Origin of the sequence: Flavobacterium anhuiense (genome assembly GCF_050990855.1) — a bacterium.
In the GTDB taxonomy this organism is placed as follows: domain Bacteria; phylum Bacteroidota; class Bacteroidia; order Flavobacteriales; family Flavobacteriaceae; genus Flavobacterium; species Flavobacterium anhuiense_C.
This window is the reverse complement of the sequence record NZ_CP158861.1, coordinates 915,744-935,452: the sequence shown is the minus strand read 5'-3', so window position 1 is coordinate 935,452 and position 19,709 is coordinate 915,744. Positions and strand designations below refer to the sequence as shown.

22 protein-coding genes are annotated in these 19,709 nt (G+C 35.0%); 6 read left to right on the top strand and 16 right to left on the bottom strand.

Annotated elements, in window-relative coordinates; all coding sequences use genetic code 11:
* Positions 1-47: 47 nt before the first annotated feature.
* The 3 genes from ABTV69_RS04310 to ABTV69_RS04300 all read left to right on the top strand — a co-directional run bounded on the left by ABTV69_RS04310 (position 48) and on the right by ABTV69_RS04300 (position 2,474).
* On the top strand, positions 48-749 hold the full coding sequence (locus tag ABTV69_RS04310; protein ID WP_433834443.1) for a CoA transferase subunit A: 702 nt from the start codon (positions 48-50) through the stop codon (positions 747-749).
* Between the two features lie 92 nt (positions 750-841).
* Entirely contained in the window at positions 842-1,735 is an 894-nt protein-coding gene (gene bla, locus ABTV69_RS04305; RefSeq protein ID WP_433834442.1) for a class A beta-lactamase, subclass A2, read from the top strand.
* An 82-nt stretch (positions 1,736-1,817) separates the two neighbouring features.
* Positions 1,818-2,474 carry a CoA transferase subunit B gene (locus tag ABTV69_RS04300; RefSeq protein WP_223706314.1) on the top strand — a complete coding sequence of 219 codons (657 nt, stop codon included), beginning with the start codon at positions 1,818-1,820 and terminating at the stop codon, positions 2,472-2,474.
* A gap of 130 nt (positions 2,475-2,604) precedes the next feature.
* Here the strand turns inward: ABTV69_RS04300 and ABTV69_RS04295 are convergent, their stop codons facing one another.
* Both ABTV69_RS04295 and ABTV69_RS04290 read right to left on the bottom strand, forming a co-directional pair.
* Entirely contained in the window at positions 2,605-3,132 is a 528-nt protein-coding gene (locus ABTV69_RS04295; RefSeq protein WP_433834441.1) for a DUF6646 family protein, read from the bottom strand.
* Positions 3,133-3,181: 49 nt separating this feature from the next.
* The gene (locus ABTV69_RS04290) at positions 3,182-3,916 is read right to left on the bottom strand and encodes a metallophosphoesterase family protein (RefSeq protein ID WP_433834440.1); all 735 of its coding nucleotides are present in this window, start codon (positions 3,914-3,916) and stop codon (positions 3,182-3,184) included.
* Between the two features lie 140 nt (positions 3,917-4,056).
* On the opposite strand from ABTV69_RS04290, the gene dinB reads away from it, so the two are divergent.
* A complete protein-coding gene (gene dinB / locus ABTV69_RS04285) occupies positions 4,057-5,139 on the top strand; it encodes a DNA polymerase IV (RefSeq protein WP_433834439.1) in 1,083 nt (360 codons plus the stop codon).
* 104 nt (positions 5,140-5,243) lie between these two features.
* On the top strand, positions 5,244-5,744 hold the full coding sequence (locus ABTV69_RS04280) for a PAS domain-containing protein (RefSeq protein WP_433834438.1): 501 nt from the start codon (positions 5,244-5,246) through the stop codon (positions 5,742-5,744).
* A gap of 143 nt (positions 5,745-5,887) precedes the next feature.
* On the opposite strand, the gene ABTV69_RS04275 is transcribed toward ABTV69_RS04280, so the two are convergent.
* The 11 genes from ABTV69_RS04275 to ABTV69_RS04225 form a co-directional block, all read right to left on the bottom strand.
* Positions 5,888-7,492 carry a fumarate hydratase gene (locus tag ABTV69_RS04275; RefSeq protein ID WP_433834437.1) on the bottom strand — a complete coding sequence of 535 codons (1,605 nt, stop codon included), beginning with the start codon at positions 7,490-7,492 and terminating at the stop codon, positions 5,888-5,890.
* Positions 7,493-7,570: 78 nt separating this feature from the next.
* A complete protein-coding gene (locus ABTV69_RS04270; RefSeq protein WP_433834436.1) occupies positions 7,571-8,317 on the bottom strand; it encodes a hypothetical protein in 747 nt (248 codons plus the stop codon).
* Between the two features lie 5 nt (positions 8,318-8,322).
* Positions 8,323-8,784 (bottom strand): IS200/IS605 family transposase, encoded by a 462-nt coding sequence (tnpA, locus tag ABTV69_RS04265; protein WP_433834435.1) that lies wholly within the window; start codon positions 8,782-8,784, stop codon positions 8,323-8,325.
* 381 nt (positions 8,785-9,165) lie between these two features.
* Positions 9,166-10,605 carry a nucleoside recognition domain-containing protein gene (locus ABTV69_RS04260; protein ID WP_433834434.1) on the bottom strand — a complete coding sequence of 480 codons (1,440 nt, stop codon included), beginning with the start codon at positions 10,603-10,605 and terminating at the stop codon, positions 9,166-9,168.
* A gap of 138 nt (positions 10,606-10,743) precedes the next feature.
* Positions 10,744-11,817, bottom strand: coding sequence for a winged helix DNA-binding domain-containing protein (locus ABTV69_RS04255; RefSeq protein ID WP_433834433.1), 1,074 nt, complete (start codon positions 11,815-11,817; stop codon positions 10,744-10,746).
* 69 nt (positions 11,818-11,886) lie between these two features.
* Positions 11,887-12,600, bottom strand: coding sequence for a 3'-5' exonuclease (locus tag ABTV69_RS04250; RefSeq protein ID WP_433834432.1), 714 nt, complete (start codon positions 12,598-12,600; stop codon positions 11,887-11,889).
* Positions 12,601-12,843: 243 nt separating this feature from the next.
* A complete protein-coding gene (locus tag ABTV69_RS04245) occupies positions 12,844-13,320 on the bottom strand; it encodes a methylated-DNA--[protein]-cysteine S-methyltransferase (RefSeq protein WP_433834431.1) in 477 nt (158 codons plus the stop codon).
* A gap of 107 nt (positions 13,321-13,427) precedes the next feature.
* Positions 13,428-15,311 (bottom strand): DUF2207 domain-containing protein, encoded by a 1,884-nt coding sequence (locus ABTV69_RS04240; protein WP_433834430.1) that lies wholly within the window; start codon positions 15,309-15,311, stop codon positions 13,428-13,430.
* Between the two features lie 53 nt (positions 15,312-15,364).
* Positions 15,365-16,183 carry an SDR family oxidoreductase gene (locus ABTV69_RS04235; protein WP_433834429.1) on the bottom strand — a complete coding sequence of 273 codons (819 nt, stop codon included), beginning with the start codon at positions 16,181-16,183 and terminating at the stop codon, positions 15,365-15,367.
* 211 nt (positions 16,184-16,394) lie between these two features.
* Positions 16,395-16,844, bottom strand: a complete 450-nt coding sequence (locus ABTV69_RS04230) for an N-acetyltransferase family protein (protein WP_433834428.1) — start codon at positions 16,842-16,844, stop codon at positions 16,395-16,397.
* On the bottom strand, positions 16,829-17,731 hold the full coding sequence (locus ABTV69_RS04225; RefSeq protein ID WP_433834427.1) for a LysR family transcriptional regulator: 903 nt from the start codon (positions 17,729-17,731) through the stop codon (positions 16,829-16,831). Before ABTV69_RS04225 ends, ABTV69_RS04230 begins: the two co-directional genes overlap by 16 nt.
* A 146-nt stretch (positions 17,732-17,877) precedes the next feature.
* Between ABTV69_RS04225 and ABTV69_RS04220 the strand changes: the two genes are divergently transcribed.
* Positions 17,878-18,273, top strand: coding sequence for a rhodanese-like domain-containing protein (locus ABTV69_RS04220; protein WP_433834426.1), 396 nt, complete (start codon positions 17,878-17,880; stop codon positions 18,271-18,273).
* 118 nt (positions 18,274-18,391) lie between these two features.
* Here ABTV69_RS04220 and ABTV69_RS04215 read toward each other — a convergent pair whose 3' ends face one another.
* From ABTV69_RS04215 to ABTV69_RS04205, 3 genes are read right to left on the bottom strand one after another with little or no spacing between them, the layout of a single operon-like run.
* A complete protein-coding gene (locus ABTV69_RS04215) occupies positions 18,392-18,535 on the bottom strand; it encodes a hypothetical protein (protein ID WP_433834425.1) in 144 nt (47 codons plus the stop codon).
* Positions 18,536-18,542: 7 nt separating this feature from the next.
* Positions 18,543-18,785, bottom strand: coding sequence for an SRPBCC family protein (locus tag ABTV69_RS04210; RefSeq protein WP_433834424.1), 243 nt, complete (start codon positions 18,783-18,785; stop codon positions 18,543-18,545).
* Between the two features lie 28 nt (positions 18,786-18,813).
* Positions 18,814-19,683 (bottom strand): tetratricopeptide repeat protein, encoded by an 870-nt coding sequence (locus ABTV69_RS04205; RefSeq protein ID WP_433834423.1) that lies wholly within the window; start codon positions 19,681-19,683, stop codon positions 18,814-18,816.
* Positions 19,684-19,709 lie beyond the last annotated feature (26 nt).

Below are 19,709 nucleotides of genomic sequence, written 5' to 3'. Positions count from 1 at the left end.
AAAATCTTATTTTTATCAAAAATATTCAGCAATTAAGATAGTTTGTTATGATAACAAAAAAAGTAAATAGCGTTCACGAAGCTATTGAGGGAATTAGTAGCGGAATGACCATCATGTTTGGCGGTTTCGGATTATGCGGTATTCCTGAAAATACAATTGCAGCTTTGGTAAACACAGCCGTTTCAGATTTAACTTGTATTTCTAACAATGCAGGAGTAGATGATTTTGGCTTGGGCTTGCTGTTGCAGAAAAAGCAGATCAAAAAAATGATTTCTTCTTATGTGGGAGAAAATGCCGAATTCGAACGTCAGATGCTTTCTGGAGAGTTAGAAGTGGAATTGACTCCTCAGGGAACTTTGGCAGAGCGCTGTCGTGCGGCTCAAGCAGGAATTCCTGCTTTCTTCACACCAGCTGGTTACGGAACTGAAGTTGCCGAAGGAAAGGAAGCGCGCGAATTCAATGGGAAAATGCACATTATGGAAGAAGCTTTTAAAGCCGATTTTGCTATCGTAAAAGCCTGGAAAGGCGATGAAGCTGGAAATCTGATTTTCAAAGGTACTGCCAGAAACTTCAATGCTTGTATGGCAGGTGCTGGAAAAATCACAATTGCAGAAGTCGAAGAATTGGTTCCTGTTGGTTCATTAGATCCAAATCAGATTCATATTCCAGGAATTATGGTGCAGCGTATTTTTCGAGGAGAAAAATTTGAAAAAAGAATTGAGCAACGAACTGTAAGAGCTAGAAATTAGATAATTAGAAAATGAGTCAATTAAATAATTACTTCAGATTGCGAAAAGAATTATCTAATTGGCAAATTCACAAATTGACACATTAAAAAGACATGACTAAATTCAGTTTAATTCTTGTTTCGTTTTTGTCGTTTCAAGCTTTTTCTCAAAGCGCAAATGAACTTAGAAATCAATTGCAGCAAATCATTTCTAGTAAAAGTGCTACTGTAGGTGTTTCTATGAAAGGTATTGAAAATAAGGATACTTTGAGTATTAATGGAAATTTGAGAATGCCAATGATGAGTGTATTTAAATTTCATATTGCTTTGGCGGTTTTACATAAAGTTGATGAAGGAAAACTCAATCTTACGCAGGAAATCTTTATAAAAAAGAAAGATTTAAAGGAAGATACATGGAGTCCGATGAAAGAAGATTATCCAGAAGGAAATGTAAACCTGACTTTAGATAAACTGCTTCGCTACACGGTTTCGCACAGTGATAACAACGGATGTGACATTTTGATCCACTTAGTTGGCGGTACAAAATACATTCAGAAGTTTATAAATGATCACGGCATTGGGGATTTCGTTATCAAAATGAATGAAGATCAGATGAAGACTTGGAAAAATCTTTATGTTAATACTACTACTCCATTAGCAACAACAGAATTGCTTGAGCAATTTTTTAAAGGGGAAGTTTTAAAAGAAGAAACAACAAAATATTTGTATCAAATAATGGTGGAAACTTCAAGAGGTCTTACTTGGATGAAAGCAGGACTTCCTGAAAATACTGAATTAGCGCACAGAACTGGTATTTCTGGAACTAATGATGCTAATTTAAGAGCAGCTATGAATGACATTGGAATTGTAAAACTTCCAAACGGAAAGCATTTCATTCTATCGGTTTATTTGAAAGACATTACAGAGAAAAGAGAAGACACAGAAAAGATAATTGCAGATATAACAAGAGCAACTTGGGATTATTTTACGAAAAAATTAGATAATTGAGAGAATGAGCCAATTAGATAATTCTCACAATGTATGCGAATTATCTAATTATCAAATTCTCTAATTGACACATTAGAAAATTATGGCACTTAGTAAAGAAGATATAGCAAAGCGAATTGCAAAAGAGGTAAAAGATCGTTATTTCGTAAATCTTGGAATCGGGATTCCAACTTTGGTGGCAAATTACGTTCGAGAAGATATAGCAGTTGAATTCCAAAGTGAAAACGGCGTTCTCGGTATGGGACCTTTTCCTTTTGAAGGAGAAGAAGATGCTGATATCATTAATGCAGGAAAACAAACCATTACGACGCTTCCAGGTGCAAGTTTCTTTGATTCGGCTTTTAGTTTCGGGATGATTCGCAGCCAAAAAGTAGATTTAACTATTCTCGGAGCAATGGAAGTTTCTGAAAACGGAGATATTGCCAATTGGAAGATTCCTGGTAAAATGGTAAAAGGAATGGGAGGAGCAATGGATTTGGTGGCTTCTGCCGAAAATATCATTGTGGCAATGATGCACGTGAACAAAGCAGGAGAGTCAAAAATCTTGAAAAGATGCACTTTGCCATTAACGGGCGTAGGATGCGTTAAAAAGGTTGTAACTGAGCTTGCGGTTCTCGAAGTGACAGAAAAAGGTTTTAAGCTCTTAGAACGAGCACCAGGTGTCTCGGTTGAGCATATCATCGCATCAACTGAAGCTGATTTGATCATTGAAGGAGAAATTCCGGAAATGGTGATTTAAAAAAGATAGCCACAAAGACTCAAAGACTCAAAGTGATTTTTTAAAGTAAAAAACGAAACCGCCCAATAAGGCGGTTTCTTTTATAATAAAAACTTTGTGACTTAGTGCCTTTGTGGCAAATTACTAAGTATTATAGGTTGAAAGAAGCTCCTAAACTGAAAGTAGCTTGATTGTTCAAATGATAAAATGGATCATTGTTTGTTCCGTATTTTGCAATTGGGAATCCGATTTCTGTGAAAACACCGAATCCGTCAGTGAAGAAATAACGACCACCAACGTGACCTCCAAAATTATGTAAACCTAAGCTTAAACCAGGGTAGATGTCCAATTGTTCAACGCCAATTACACTAGATAAGTTGGCATTAATTCTTGCTTTTGCATCAAAACGATTAGAGAAATCTGGTTTTGCATCGTTATAAGCAGAAGAGCTTCCGTGGTAGAAACCGTTGAAATTATCAGCTCCTAATAAATAATTTGCAACAAAACCAAAAGAGAAATTTTCTCCTAAACCAAAATCTATAGAACCTTGAATTCCAGATCCACCATCTTGTAAATTAGCACCAACATTTACTCTTGTGTCACCTTTACCTGTAAAAGCGCTTTGTGCATTAATAAATCCGAATGATACTAAAAACAGGAGTGTAAAAACCTTTTTCATAAAAATTTAATATTAATTATTTGGGCAGCAAATGTAATTTTTAAAGAAATTAATTCCTACCCTTTTCGTTAAAATAGAGTTCGTTTAATGGTTCACTTTGCCAGTATTCCTTCGTGTCAACGTCTAAAATAGTAAGCGGACCTCTAAATGCCGCGCCTGTATCGACATTCCAGACACAAGCTCTATTTACAGGAACCGTTTCGCCGATTCGGGTAACGGGTGTATGACCAATATAAACTTCCTTATAAACGGTAAATCTTTTCGGATAGTGTAAGTCGTCTACTTTTAATTTGGGGTCTAATGATAGCGCGGTTTCCCAAAGAGTTCTATCCCAATAAAATAGCTTCGAAAAATATTCCCATTTTACGCCATTTAAATTGGTAAAACCAGCGTGCACAAACAAACGATTCTGGTCGTCAAGATAAAAATCCTGAAGATTTTCAAGAAATTCGATATGAGTTTTCTTTTTATCATCCGAAACTTTGGCGTAACCTTCAACAGTTGCTTTTCCTCCGTGTTTAAACCAGGTTTCTTCGTCCAAATCATCGTGTCTGTTTTCCAGCCACTCTAAGGCAAGCTGGTCGTGATTTCCTCTTATGCAGATGCAGTTTTGTTTGTTTTTTAAATCAATCAAATAGTCGATCACTTCAACAGACTGACTCCAGCCGTCAACATAATCGCCCAAAAAAATTAGAGTATCTTCAGTAGTGACTTTGGCTCTTTCGAGTACTTGTTCAAGTGCAAGTAATCCGCCATGAATGTCACCTATAACAAATGTTCGCATTATTTAATTTTTCGAGTAGAAGAACAAAAATAGAAAGAATAATTGGTTTGAACTCATCGAATTCATATTCTTTAAAAAATGATATGATTTATAACTATTTACAGTGCATTTTTATTGTTTTTCCTCAGTAAATTTGCAAAATGTCTGAAACTCCAACATATAGAAAAATTATTCATATTGATATGGATGCCTTTTACGCATCAGTAGAGCAGATGGATAATCCAGAGCTGAAGGGAAGACCAGTTGCCGTTGGAGGTTCAGAGAATCGAGGAGTGGTTTCGGCGGCAAGTTACGAAGCAAGAAAGTTTGGTGTTCGCAGTGCCATCAGCGGAGTTTTAGCCAAAAAATATTGTCCAGATATTATCTTCGTTAGACCAAGATTTGACCGTTATAAAGAGATTTCATCCAAAATTCATAAAATCTTCCATGATTATACCGATTTGGTTGAGCCTCTTTCGCTTGATGAGGCATACTTGGATGTTACTAAAAACAAAAAAGGAAATCCGAGTGCAAGTCTTTTGGCACAGGAAATTAGACAAAGAATTTTTGATGAAGTCGGGTTGACTGCTTCGGCTGGAATTTCAATCAATAAGTTTGTGGCCAAGATTGCTAGCGATTATAATAAACCAAACGGGCAAAAAACGGTAAATCCTGATGAAGTAGAAGCTTTTTTGGAAGATCTGCCGATTCGTAAGTTTTATGGAGTTGGAAAAGTAACGACAGAAAAAATGTATCAGCTCGGAATTTTCACCGGAACCGATTTGAAAAGCAAGTCTTTAGAGTTTCTAGAAAAGCACTTCGGTAAGTCGGGAGCATTTTATTATCATGTCGTTCGTGGTATTCACAATAGTGAAGTGAAATCTTCTAGGATTACCAAATCTGTAGCCGCAGAACATACCTTTGATGTAAATTTGTCTTCAGAGATTTTCATGATGCAACAGTTGGAACGTATTGCAGCTTCGCTAGAAAAACGCTTGCAAAGACACAATATTTCAGGAAAAACGATTACACTAAAAATCAAATACAGCGATTTTTCGCAACAGACCCGAAGTAAAACCCTGCCTTATTTTATTGCCGATAAAAGTTTGATTATGGAAAACGTGGAGGAATTATTGTATCAGGAAAAGATGAAAGATTCAGTTCGACTACTCGGAATCTCATTAAGTAATTTGAATAATGAGGTGAAAAAGGCTGTGGTAGTGCAATTAAAATTTACTTTTTAATAACAATTTTGAAAAGTTCAAAATAAGGTTTCGGCTATGAATAACAGGATTTTTCTGCTATCTTTGAGTAAAAAGATTTTATCTGTCTTCTGAATTGATTTTGTATGAAAAATAAAAATTCCGATGATCCGCTGCAACGACATTCAGTTCCAATTCTATCTTGGGATTTTCATTACGAATATCTGAACGAGCTAAAAGCGTTAAGTGCTGATTTGAAAAGGGTAAACGAAATTTCGGATGAATTTACTTGGGACGAAAAAAAACTTAATATTCAAGAGAGAATCAAAAGTGAAGTTGTTCTGGTAACCGATTTAGATTTGAAAATAGTTTTCGCGTCAAGCGGAATAAAAAAAATGACGGGTTACAAAGAAGAAGAAGTCTTAGGAAAAACGCCAAAGATGTTTCAGGGCCCAGCAACTTCCCAAAAAGATTTAAAGGAAATTCGAGAAGCGGTAAAAAAGCAGATTCCTTTTGCCAAAACTCTCGAAAATTATAGAAAAAACGGCCAAACGTATAAATGCAAAATAGATGCTTCACCAGTTTATAATCTAAAAGGCGAAATATCTCATTTTATAGCCTTCGAAAAACAAGATATGAGCGCTTAATTTATTTAACCGCAAAACGCAAGGATTTACGCAAGGCACGCTAAGCATAAAAAAACCGTCCAACTTGGACGGTTTTTTTGTTTTTATATATATATTCTTTGCGAACTTCGCGTAAATCCTTGCGCCTTTGCGGTTAAAATCTCTTACAAATCAGCAAAGAAATCATTTCCTTTATCATCCGTAATAATAAAAGCAGGGAAATCTTTAACGGTGATTTTACGAACTGCTTCCATTCCTAATTCTTCAAAATCAACTACTTCTACTTTTAGAATGTTATCTTGAGCCAAAATAGCAGCAGGACCTCCAATAGAACCTAAGTAGAATCCGCCATATTTGTTGCAGGCATCGGTTACTTGTTTAGTACGATTTCCTTTTGCTAGCATAATCATACTTCCGCCATTTTTCTGGAATTCATCAACATAAACGTCCATACGTCCAGCAGTTGTTGGTCCGAAACTTCCAGAAGCCATTCCATCTGGAGTTTTTGCAGGACCAGCGTAGTAAACTGGATGATTTTTGAAATATTCTGGCATTGGTTTTCCAGCGTCTAATAATTCTTTGATTTTTGCGTGAGCAATATCACGGGCAACAATTACAGTTCCGTTTAGTTTCAAACGAGTTTTTACTGGATATTGAGATAATTTAGCTAGAATATCTGCCATTGGCTGATCTAAATCAATTTCTACAGGAGCTTCTAAATGCGGAGCTGTTTCTGGTAAAAATTGTTTTGGATTTACTTCTAACTGCTCAACGAAGATTCCGTCTTTCGTGATTTTTCCTTTGATGTTTCTATCAGCAGAACAAGAAACTCCCAATCCAACTGGACAAGAAGCCGCGTGACGAGGTAAACGGATTACACGAACGTCATGCGTGAAATATTTCCCTCCAAACTGCGCTCCGATAGCACTCTCCTGGCAGATTTTTTGAACTCTTTCTTCCCATTCTAAATCACGGAAAGCTTGGCCTGCCATGTTTCCAGAAGTTGGAAGATGATCATAATATCCTGCAGATGCTTTTTTAACAGCGCTTAAGTTCGCCTCCGCAGAAGTTCCACCAATTACCAAAGCTAAATGGTAAGGAGGACAAGCAGAAGTTCCTAAATCTTTGATTTTTGTGCGAATGAATTCATCCATAGATTTTTCATTCAACAAAGATTTTGTCTGTTGGTATAAGTATGTTTTGTTTGCAGATCCTCCACCTTTTGCCATGAACAAAAAGTCGTAAGAAGCTCCTTTTTTAGCATAAATATCAATTTGTGCTGGAAGATTTGATCCTGAATTCTTTTCTTCAAACATCGAAATCGGAACAATCTGCGAATAACGTAAGTTTCTTTTTTGATAGGTATTAAAAATACCGCGGCTTAACCATTCTGCATCATCAACACCAGTAAAGATGCTTTCACCTTTTTTAGCCATTACAATCGCAGTTCCAGTATCTTGGCAGCTTGGTAACTGACCTTCGGCAGCTACAGAAGCATTTTGAAGCAAATTGTAAGCTACGAAACGATCATTGTCTGTTGCTTCTGGATCGTCTAGAATTTTTCTTAGTTTCTGTAAATGCGTTGTTCTCAGCATAAACGAAACATCTGTCAAAGCTTCTTCAGCCAATAATTCTAAACCTTTTGGATCAACCGTTAAAACTTCACGTTCTCCAAATTGTTCCACTTTCACAAAATCAGAAGTGATTTTGCGGTACTGCGTATCATCCTTTAAGATCGGATAAGGATCTTGGTATATAAAATCAATCATTAGTTTTGTTTTTTTACAAATTTAGAAATTATTTACCTAAGAAAGAATTTGAATTAGGGCTCTTCTGCAGCTATTTTTTTACTCTGAAGTGTTAAATTGATCAAACGTCATCTTTTTTTCAAAGTATGGTTTGTCTTTGGCAGATAGTAACATCTTTTTCCATTTGCTGTCTTTTAATTCGAAAGATATTGAGTCTGAATGTTTAAGAATTCCCATATCCATGTTCTCGTCTTCGTCTGCAGGTACAAATGCAACAGTCTTGCAATAAAAAGATTTTGGATCAGAATTGGTTGTAGGGTTTACGATTTCTACCCAGCTTCCCCAGCCGCTATCGGACATTGAGCTCCATTGGTGAACCAATTGTAATCCGTTATTTTTTAAATAATAAAGATAGTTGTCATGAGAATAACCGCAAGCAGGAAATCCAACAGTTATTTGTACGAATGGCGAATTTTTAGAAGTTTCTGATGTTAATCCGTAAGAAGCGGTCCATTCAGAACCTTTTTCAAAACCTTTTATTGCAATTTTAGAAGATGCGGTTTTAGCTTTGTTCTGATAAAAGTCTAATCGGTATTTTACCGTAACAATACTGTCTTTATCTGCCTGCTGATCTACCAAATGCGCCAGGATAAAATCTGTAGAAGATTCTGTTCCGTCGGTGTAAATCGCTACGGTGTCAGTTTTGATGATTTTTTCGTCAGCTGAAACCTCTAAAGTTTCTTGCGGTTCAATGATTTCTGCTATTGTTGGTGGCGCAGCATCTGTAGGTTTTGTTTTTTGACATCCGATTAAGAGCAATACGAAGAAAAGGGGGGCAAGTTTCATAGTGGTTATATTAGATTATCAAATATAAATTTTTCATCGTAATCAACCTTGAATTTATTTAGAAAATTCAGATATTCATCGTTAAAATTTTGTTTTTTGTGATGGCTTTCTTGATTTTCAATGTATTTATAAACAGAATCAATTTGAGATTGACTATAGGAGAAAACACCATATCCGACTTGCCATGAAAATTTGGATTTTGTTAATTGATTGTCGTTGATGTACTTTGATGATTTGGCTTTAACATTTTTCATAAGCTCGGAGATCGAAATAGTTGGCTTAATAGCCAATAAACAATGCACATGATCCTCAACACCATTTACAATAATTGTTTTGCCGCCGTTTTCATTAATTAAATTTCCAATTATTCCAAGTAATTGTGATTTCCAGCTTTCTTCAATTATAGCATTTCTGTATTTAACTGCAAAAACTACTTGAATGTAGACTTGATGATAGGTATTCGCCATTTTTTTTCTGGAAAAATAAATATATCTTTTTAATAATTTGTAATATTTAACTTTCTTTTTTTGATTCAAAAATTTATCCTATCGTTCCGCATTCCACGGATTAAAATCCGTGGCTACAATATTTTTCGTTCCTACGGAACTTTTGAAAAGGCTGTATTTATTATCATCAACAGATTGAAATCCGTTGCTACAAAATTTAAGCGTTTCTATGGGACTTAGCACAAATGAAATTTAGAAGAGCCATCGGCTCGAAACATATTGTAGGGCCGGATTTTAATCCGGTTAACGTGAAAAATTTCCCATTTAATGTAGAGAGCCTTCGGCTCGGTTTATATTGTAGTGTCAGATTTCAATCTGGCCATAATATTGGTTAAATTCATATTAAAAAAACCAAGTCGCAACAAATATCGCTGTAATCACGCAGATCAAATCAACCAAAAGCATGGTGCCCAAAGCGTAACGGGTATTTTTGATATTTACAGATCCAAAATAAACGGCAATTACGTAGAAAGTGCTCTCCGCACTACATTGGAAAATACTGCTCAATCTCGCGGTTAAAGAATCTGCACCAAAAGTATTCATCGAATCAATCAAAAATCCTCTTGAACCCGCAGAACTAAATGGACGAAGCATGGCAACAGGAAGCGCATTTGTAATTTCTTTGCTAACGCCAAGATTTGAAAATACAAATCCGATTCCGTCGCTAATAATTTCAAACAATCCACTGTTTCTGAATAATGAAATTGCAACCAACATTCCTAATACATAAGGAAAAATTGTTACTCCGGTTTTAACCCCATTATTGGCTCCAACTACAAAAGTGTCGAAAGGAGTAGTATCTGCTTCTCTGAATTTTTTCTCATGTTTGAATGCAAAAATCAAAGTAAAAACAACAATTGAAAGTAAAATCAATCCCGAAAGATTAGAAGTGAAGTAGTTCTTTCCAATTAAGTCTAAATGATTCACATACATCAGTAAACCTACAATTGCAGCAATCAAAACCATTAAACCAATAAGAAGCGAAGCACTTTTGAAATTGATTTTTTGTTTAATACCGACAATCAAGAAAGCGGCAATGGTTCCGATAAAAGAAGTTATGATACATGGTAACATAACATCGGCAGGATTACTTGCGTTTGCAGCCGCGCGATAACCGATAATCGAAGTTGCGATTAATGTTAGACCAGAAGCATGAAGACACATAAACATGATTTGCGCATCACTTGCTTTGTCTTTATCGGGGTTTATTTCCTGTAAACTTTCCATGGCTTTCAATCCAAATGGAGTTGCGGCCGAATCTAATCCCAAGAAATTGGCAGCAAAATTCAAGGTCATGTAGGATATTGAAGGGTGGTTTTGTGGAATACTCGGAAATACTTTCACAAATACAGGACTCAAAGCTTTGGCTAATTTTCCAGAAGCGCCTGAAACGATTAAAAGTTCCATCAAACCGCAGAAAAAAGCTAGATAAGCGATCAGAGGCAGAATCAAATCAACCAAAGTGCTTTTACAAGTTGGTAATAAACCATCAGATTTTTGAAGTCCGCTATAGATTTTTACGGTTTTGTTTTTGTAAACATACGTCGTGTCGGCATTTAGCGTGTCACGATTGATAATCATGGTTTGATCTTTGGCTTTTGAAATGCTGTCTTTGATGAAAGCAGGAAGTTCGTGAATGTATTTTTCAGAAACCAAAATTGGATCGTCTTTTTTTCCATTCAAAACAGAATCAATTGTATACGTATTGGCAGTAAATAAACTGACTACAATAAAAACAATCGAAGAAATAAAAATCGTTAACCAAAATCTGCTTAAAACCATAATTGTATTTTTTTGTAAATGTAATTATTTAGCAATAATAAGCATAAAGATTTTGTTTATGCGATAGGAATTTGATGATTATTCGTTTTAATAGAAACAAAAGCTCCAGCTGAATGACACATAATAAGATTTCGAGTATTAGTCGATAACAATTTTAGTTTTTAAATACCTTTCAAAAGATTTAATTCCTTCAAAAAGAAGTTCCTTTTTATTTATTTCGATTTCATTAAAAAATTCCGTTTCTATTTTCGCATGATCTTTTTTAAAGGTTCTTTTCCAGATACCAATCACTTTTCCGTTTTCTAAAATAATGGGTTTAAAAATGCCATTATTGGTAAAAACTTTCGATTGATGTTCTGTATTGAAAGAAACTTCACGTGTTTTATACGAAATTAAAATCTCATCAAATGCGGGAAGGAAATGTACGCTTTCGCGAAAGTTACCTTCGTTTTTTAAATCTTTTTTAAACCAATATTGCTGATTATCAATGGTAATACAATTTAATTGCAACTCAATTGCGTTAATTGTTTTTTGGCAAATAGTAGGAGGAAAACCAGACCACCACGAAAAATCAAGTACTGTTGCTGGACCATGACTTTCAAAATAACGTAGAGCGAGTTTGGCCAACGCTTCTTCTTTAGTCAATTTGGAATTAGGTTTAGAAACTCTTTCTTCGAGTAAAGCATACGTAATTTGCTTGCCTTTCATTTTTCCATTACAAACCAAACCATCCAATTCGGCATTCATCATAATGGCAGCACTTAAAAAATCTTCGCTTGAAGTTCTTTTAATGCCAAGTTCCTGCATGATTTCATCTCGAGTCAAATGATTGTTTCCTGCGAGTAGTTTTTCGATAGAAGCATTAGCTTGATCTAGTTTTTTATCATCGTAACCAAACTTTTTAGCTGCAGAAGCCGTAAAACGTTTTACTTGTGGAGCTGAAAGATCCAACATCCAATAAATATCATCAGGAGAAACAAAATGCCAAGTCGGGCGCAGAATATGCGTTCTGATAATTTTGCCTGAATTTATCGCTTCTTCAATCTCTTTTTCGTTAGAATTGCAACGAGAACCAATTGCCCATTTTGCCATTGCATAATCTTGAGCCTGCATAGCACCAAAATGCTTCACAATTTCTTGCGGAGAACAAGAACTTTTTTTGTAAAGCTTTTGCGAAACCAAACGATAATGTGAAATCTCCTCGTATATCATTTTTTTAAACCATATAAGTTATATAAGTTCATTTAAAAACTTTGTCCCTTTGTTTATCTGTCCCTTCAATTAGACATGAATAATCTCTTCCTCAATCAACAAATCTTCTCGGCGTAAGCGTAAAAAAATCTGAGCTACAGCAATTGTATCTTTTTCGCAGTATGTAATGATTCGGTCAATGTCTTTTTCAACATAATAGACATGCGCAACCTGACTTCCGTCGATGTCTCCTTTTGGCGAAGGAACTCCAAGAATCTTGGTTAGCAATTTTAAAGATGTATAGTGTTTATAATCGCCAAACTTCCATAATTCTAAAGTATCTAAATGCGGAATCTCCCAAGGTTTTTTGCCAAATAAGTTCATTTTATCTGGAATTGGCATTTGATTGATGATCATTCTTCGGGCAATGAACGGAATATCAAATTCTTTCGAATTGTGTCCACACATCAAATGCTGCGGTTGATTGAAATGATTACTGATCAGATTCGAAAAGTCTTTCAAGATTTTCTTTTCTTCACCAAAAAATGAAGTCACTCTAAAGTTTCTCACATCACCTTTAATCGTAAAAAAGCCAACCGAAATGCAGATTATTTTTCCGAATTCGGCCCAAATTCCGGCGCGCTCGTAAAACTCTTCTGGTGTAAACTCTTCTTTTCGCTGATATTGTGTTTTTAAATCCCAAAGTGATTGCATTTCCGCGTCAAGCGAATTGAAATTCTCTTCTTCAGGAACAGTTTCTATATCAAGAAATAAAATGTTATTGAGGTTTATTTTTTCAATCATATTTTGCTATGCTCTTTTTGCCACGAATTATTTCATTTGTTCACTATCGCTCGAGTCGCGAATTATACTAACTTTTCTTTGATATAAATGTACATAAATTTGGTTATGTTGTTTTACGAAAACACAAATAGAGTGAATTTTCTTATATTTTAATGTTGAGGAAAATTGATAGGTTTCAAGTAAAAATGAAAATTCGTGAATTGCTTCGCCTGTTCGCTATCGCTCGGGTTGTGGCAAATAAAACTAAAACAAACTTTGTTGTTGCGATGGCGATTCATGTTCCAAAAGCCATTTTTTGCGAGACAGTCCGCCAGCGTATCCAGTTAAAGATCCGTTTGTGCCAATAACGCGGTGACACGGAACGACAATCCAAAGCGGATTTTTACCATTTGCTGATGCCACGGCACGAATTGCTTTAACATCGCCAAGCTTTTTGGTCTGATCCATATAACTTACCGTTTTTCCGTATGGAATCTCTAATAAAGCTTTCCATACTTTCTGCTGAAATTCGGTTCCTTGCGGATTCAGTTTTAGATCAAAATCGGTTCTTGTGCCTTCAAAATATTCATTTAATTGCAAAACGGCGTCTTGTAAAATTTCAGGAATGGTCTTTGAAGCTTCATTTGTGCCAACATCAGAAACAGAAATTAACGAAATACCGTTTTCATCTCCCATAATTTTGGTGATTCCAAGAGGTGAATTGATGAAAACTGTTTCCATATTTTTGTTTTTTAATTGCAAATATAAAGTGGTTTCGCAATCCCGATAGCTATCGGGAGCAAAGTTTTTTTAATTTATAAATTAAATCAGTTAAATCTTGGAGGATTTTACCAGCCACCGCCACCGCCGCCACCTCCGCCGCCGCCAGAACTTCCTCCGCCGCCGCTTCCACTGCTAGAAGAAGTCGAATAAGTCGAGTAGGAGCTACGAAAACTCGAGACGAATGCTGGTGAAGAAAGATAGGTGCGTGTATCGGTTTTGATCCAATTATTGTTATAATTTAATCTTTTCAGAATATCGATAAATTTTGAATTCCATTCATCTGCAATTCCTAAGGCAAAAGCATAAGGCAGATTTTCTTCATAAACACTTATCGCAGAGCTTTCTTCTGGTTTGTAATCTAAGAGATACTTTTTAAGCTTTTCGGTTTCGGTTTTTGTTTCGAGACCAAGTTCGGTATAAGCGCCAATCAAACTTAGATAAACAGAAAATCCAGTGATGATTAAAAAAACAACCAACAGCGTTAATCCCGAATAACTTTTGTCGACGTTGCTGGCAAAGTACCAGCCAACAGAAAAAATACTAGTAAAAAGAGAAAGGAAAAGATAGCCAAATGTTGTTTTATAATCTTGCTCTCTAATGGCTTTTATAGAACCTTTAAGCAATAAATAGGTAAATACTAGCATAGTAAATCCAGAGATTACAGACCAATAAATAGTTCCTTTTGAGTATTGGCAATATCCAAGCAAGGCCGGAATTGTGATTGCGAATCCAATTAAGATTTGAGTGGAATTTCCAGAATAATAATCTTTTAAATTATATTTTTCTTCCAATGGTTTTTCGAGCGCTTCTCTTGCTTCATAAAAGATTTTATAAGTCTCTTTATCAATTTCAAACGAGTCTTTTTCTTTAAATAAACGATCTAAAACGGTTTTTTCTTCTTTTGATAAATCGGCTGTTTTATTTCCAATTTTGAGTGAATGTTTAAATTCATCTGCCCAAGTTTCTTTTCCATTGTCAGAAATTTCAATCGCGCCTTTTAGAGCAAGATCAATTATAGCAACTAAAAGCGTTTGAGAATCAACGCCTCGATATTTTATATATTGCAAAGATGTCGCTGAATAACGATTTTTTAAATCAATTGGTTGTTTCTTCAATGTGCTTTTTAACGGATCTTTTCCATATTTCTTCCAAGAAAAATAATAAAATCCAAAGCAGATAGCAACTACTGCAATTGCAAATAATATTTTATCCACATCCAAAAATTCCTCCATTTTGTAATGAGGTCTGAAGAAAGGCTGATTGACAATTCCTTTAGGAAAACCAGCAGCAATGGTAAAACCTTCTTCTTTTTTCAAGTTTTTTGAAGTGAAATAAACGGTGTTATCCGTTATTTTTGAGTTGCATTCCTTTGCTGTAGAACCAGAAACGCCTGTATAGCAAGCAGTCTGAAGTATTTTTGTAGATTTTGGCAGCGTTATTTTTGCGCTGACATTGTCAATTTCAAAATCCCAATAATTTCCTGTAACGTTCCAATAAACTTCATCAAAATCAGGATAAGAATGTATTTGCGCTTCTACTTCATACGTTATTTTATAAATATGAGTTCCTTCTGCGATACTAGATTTTTTGTCGCCAATATAAATTTCAAAATCGCCAAACGCCGAAATGACACGGTAAGGTTCGTTCAAACCATTTCGGGTAACATTCAAGACCGTGTAGTAATTGTCTCTAGAAACTTTAGTCGAGTTGCTTTTTACAGGAAGCTGTCTAAATATACCGTGATTTATTTTTATGCCTTTAGCGTAAACCTTAATCGTTTCTGTAACAATCAGATTTCCGTTTTCTTTGACCAAAATGTCGGCATGAAATTGTTTTATTTTTTCAGGATACTCATTTTCATCAGAAGAATAATTTTCGTCTTGAGCGTAACTTTGGAAAACGAAAAGCAATAAAATGCTGATTGAAAGTAGAAACCTCAATTTTTTCATCTGTAAAAACAATTATTTTTTATGAAGGAAAAATAGTGTTTTTATTTTAAATTTTAATAATAATCGGTTTGGTCAAATTGAAAATTCAAGCTCTCCTCCACTTTTATACTCGAAATTTCCTTTTTAATGTTTGATTTTTTGGTGCTGAATTTTGGCAAAGGCAAGTTTTGATCTTTAGCTTCTTGCGTATAATACATTTCTCTTGTCGGATGAAAAGGTGCAGCAGCATTAAAAACTTCATTCCATTTGGATTGACTTAGTATTTCTTTAATGATTCTGATACAATCGTTTCTATGAATTAAATTAATTGGTGCGTCTGGATTTTCTAGATTTTCTTTTCCAGCCAAGAATTTGACAGGATGACGATCTTCACCAATTAATCCGGCAAAACGCAGAATTGTAGTTTCGAAATTTGGGTTTTCTTGAAGCAATTTTTCGGCTAAAATCAATTGTCTGCCACTCTCTGTATCTGGATTAGGGATCGTTTCTTCGGTTACAAGATCGTTGTCATCACCATAAACTGATGTTGAACTTATAAAAAGCACTTTCTTGATTGTCGATTTTTCTATAAAAGGTATTAAATTTCTGATTTTTTCGACAAAAGTTTTCTTCTCAGCATTAGGATCGACTGCTCTTAATTTTGGTGGAATATCAATAATTAGAATTTCGCTTTCCGCTAAAAAATGAACGATATTTTCAGAAATATTTTCGCTTTCAACGGTTAGTAAAAACGGATTTATTCCAGCATCTTCTAAGATTGAAAGTTTGTTTTCTGAAGTTGTTGATCCGTTTACTGAATTTCCTTTTTCTATTAATGCTTTTGCTAAAGGAAGTCCAAGCCAACCGCAGCCGAGTATGCTTATTTTTGTCATTTATTTTGATTTAAGTAATAATCTCGCAAAGTCGCAGAGTCGCAAAGTTTTTTACACAATCTTGTCATTTCGACGAAGGAGAAATCGCACTAGTAACTCGACAAAGAATTTTTATAATCTATGCGGAATCCCGCGTGCGATTTCTCCTTCGTCGAAATGACAAACATTCCTGCTAAACTTAGTATCTTCGTGCCTTTGCGAGATTAATTTTTTACAAAGTTAAAGTAAATCGCACTTTGTCTTTTCCTTTTGCGCCCATTCTATTATAAAATTTAATCGCTCTGGTATTGAATTCTGGCGTTTGCCATTGTATGTTGACGCAATTATTCTGTTTTCCGATTTCTTTTAGTTTTTCGATTAAGATTTCGCCTATCCCAAAACCTCTTGTTTCTTCTTCCAAAAACAAACAGTCCATGTAAAGAAAGTTTTGTGCATTCCAGGTCGAAAAATCAAAAGTATAAGAGGTGTAACCCACAATGGTTTCTTTTGTCGCAACCACCAAACAATGTAGTTTAGGATTTTGGCCAAATAAAGCATTTTTTAAATCTTCTTCTTTTCCTTCGGAAGAAAATTCAGCTTTCTCAAATTCGGCGTGTTTTTCAATTAAAACAAGTAGTTTAGGCAAATCTGTGATTTCACAGTTTCTTATTGAATATTCCATTGTAAATTGATTTCGTTTTGTAAAAAGCTGATGAAATGATGAAAGTAATCAGGATAACTTTCATTGGCGCGCGTGGCAATGAAATGTTTTCTTTTTAAACCATTTTTTCCAACCTTTATGGCTCTTAGCGGACTTGTTTTTAAATGAGGTTGTAATGCCCATTTTGCCATCGACATGACGCCCATATCGGCTTTTACCATTTCTAGAGAAGCTTCGGTTAATGGCATTGGAGTTATTTTCTTCGGACTTACTTTGGCTGGAGCCAAAAGAAACTGATGAATAGTAACGGTTTCCAACGGAAGCGAATGAATAATCAAATGTTCGCTGATGAAATCTTCTGCAATCACATATTTTTTATCTGCCCAAGCATGATTTTCTGAAACGACGATAACCATTTCGTCCTGAAAAAGCTCTTGATATTTGATGTTGCTGTCTTTTGTCTGATCGCTAACAATGGCAATGTCAATCGTATTTTCGAGCAGTTTTTGTAGTGGAATGTGAGTAGCTTCGGCTACAATTTTCAATTCTACATTTGGATATAAAAGGTGAAATTGCTTTAAAACCGAAGGAAGCCAATGGTAGCTCGAGAAGCATTCAGTACTGATTCTGATTTCGCCATGTTCGCCAAAAACCATTTGCTTGATCTGAGTTTCGGTTTCTGCCAATTTATTTAGGATTTCATTGGCGAGTTCGTAGATTTTTTCGCCTGCTTTTGTAAGCACCAGTTTTTTATTCGTTCTTAAAAAAATAGCAGTTCCCAATTGATATTCGGCTTCTTTGAGCTGATGGCTCAAAGCAGATTGTGTCAAATGCAGTTTGTCGATCGCTTTGGTGATACTTCCTTCTTCGACAATTGCTTTTATCAATTTTAAGTGGCGGATTTCCATTTTTGAAGAATTAATACGCAAAGTAACAAAATTTTAGAGTGGCTTTTGTATGAAAAAAAGTAATGCTGTTGATGAATTCTTTTCGTTTTTCTGGCATTTGATGTTCGTCTACTTTTGGAAAAGTAAAACATCAAAATCGAAACAACATGGAAGCACAAATTAAACATTATGAAAACAAATTAGCTTTTGAAATGGATCCATCCGATCTATTTGAAGCTTTAAACAACGGTGAAAAAATAATCGTAATCGATGCCAGACGAGCTTTTGGCTACAACGAAGAACATATTCCGAATGCAGTTAATATTCCGCATCGCGAAATGAATGTAGAAACGACGCAGCATTTAGACAAAGATGTTTTGTATGTGACCTATTGTACCGGAATTGGTTGTAACGCGTCTACAAAAGGAGCGTTGAATATGACGAAGTTAGGTTTTAAAGTAAAAGAGCTAATCGGTGGTCTAGAATGGTGGAAAATCGACGGATATGCAACCGAAGGAACAAAAGGCGAGAAGCAAGGTTTGAAGATCGAATGTGCATGTTGATTTTTGAGGTACAAAGTTGCAAAGATTAAAAAAAAGCACTATGAAAATAGTGCTTTAGTTTTTTAGATAAGTAGAGAAACCTTTGTTACTTTGTTTCTCTGAAACTTTGAACCTTATTTCAAGACTCAATTATAGTTTTCAAACCTTGAAGAATCGGATTTTCTTCACCTTGCGGTGCTTCTTGTACAGCTCCTGGACGATTGTCTTTCTGAATAATGTCGAGTTTTGTTTTCTGATTTTCTTCAGTTAAAACATAATTCATTATGAAATTAATTCTCTGGTTTGTCTTCTAATCCTGGCCTTGGGAAAAACAGAGAATATTTAATTTTCTGGTTTGGAATAACTTCTAAAATCGTTCCCCATTGTTCAAAAACTTGGCCGTCCCATTCATTTCTGAATCTGATTTCGCTTCCAATTTTCCAATCTGTCAACAAATCGCTTCCGTATTGCCATTGTTTAACCAATTCTGGTTGTGTTAATGCGTTCCAAACTTTTTCGGCTGGAGCATTCAAAACGATTGTAGAAAATTTATTGCCATGTTTAATCTAATTTAATGTTGTTTTTCTCCGCAATCTTTTTAAATAAATCTTCTTTGTTCTCCGATTTCATTTTCTGATAAAGAGCACCGATAAGTTTCTCAGAATCTTTCATGTATTCTGAATTTTCATTGGTGTAGATAACATGTGCGATAAAAAGATTATCCAATGCTTTTTCATCCTCGTTCAGCAGAATATAATTTTTTCCAGCGCCAAAATAACCTTCTGCATTGTCTGGATGATATTGTATTAGTTTTTCATAATAACTGATTGCTGTTTTAAAATCGGATTTTAAAGTATACACAACACCAATATTCATTAAAGCGAAATTTCCTTCAGGATAAATTTCTAGCGATTTTTTATAATATTTAATAGCATTGTCATAATCATTCAGCTGTCTGTAAGAAACCGCCATATCATCAAGGGCAAGAACAAAATTGGGATCATCTTTTATAGCCAGCTGAAAATTTTCAATAGCTATTTTATAGTTTTTCTCACGCATAAAATCTTTTCCAATTATATAAGAATTCTGCGCTTTTTTGTTTTTAGATTCGCTATAAAAAACATCGTCTTTGTTTTGATTTAATTCTGGAATTAAGTTTGGACATTTTTTTTCAATAACACCATGAATCCTCAAAAACATACCTTGAATACCTTCAACTGTATTCATTGATTCTCTAACTTTTGGATCTTTATCTGTCAAAATCATTTCACTCATTGTGTTGGTGAGACAATCTCTGAAAACCTCTTCTGTAATTTTTGAACTTTTTTCTAAACATTCGCATGCTTTTGCAGCGATTTTTTCTTCAACGGTTTGTGCATTTAATGCTAAAAAGCCGCTAAAAGTTAAAAACAACGAGAGGGTTCTTTTCATTTTAAATGATTAAAGGTTAGAATGCT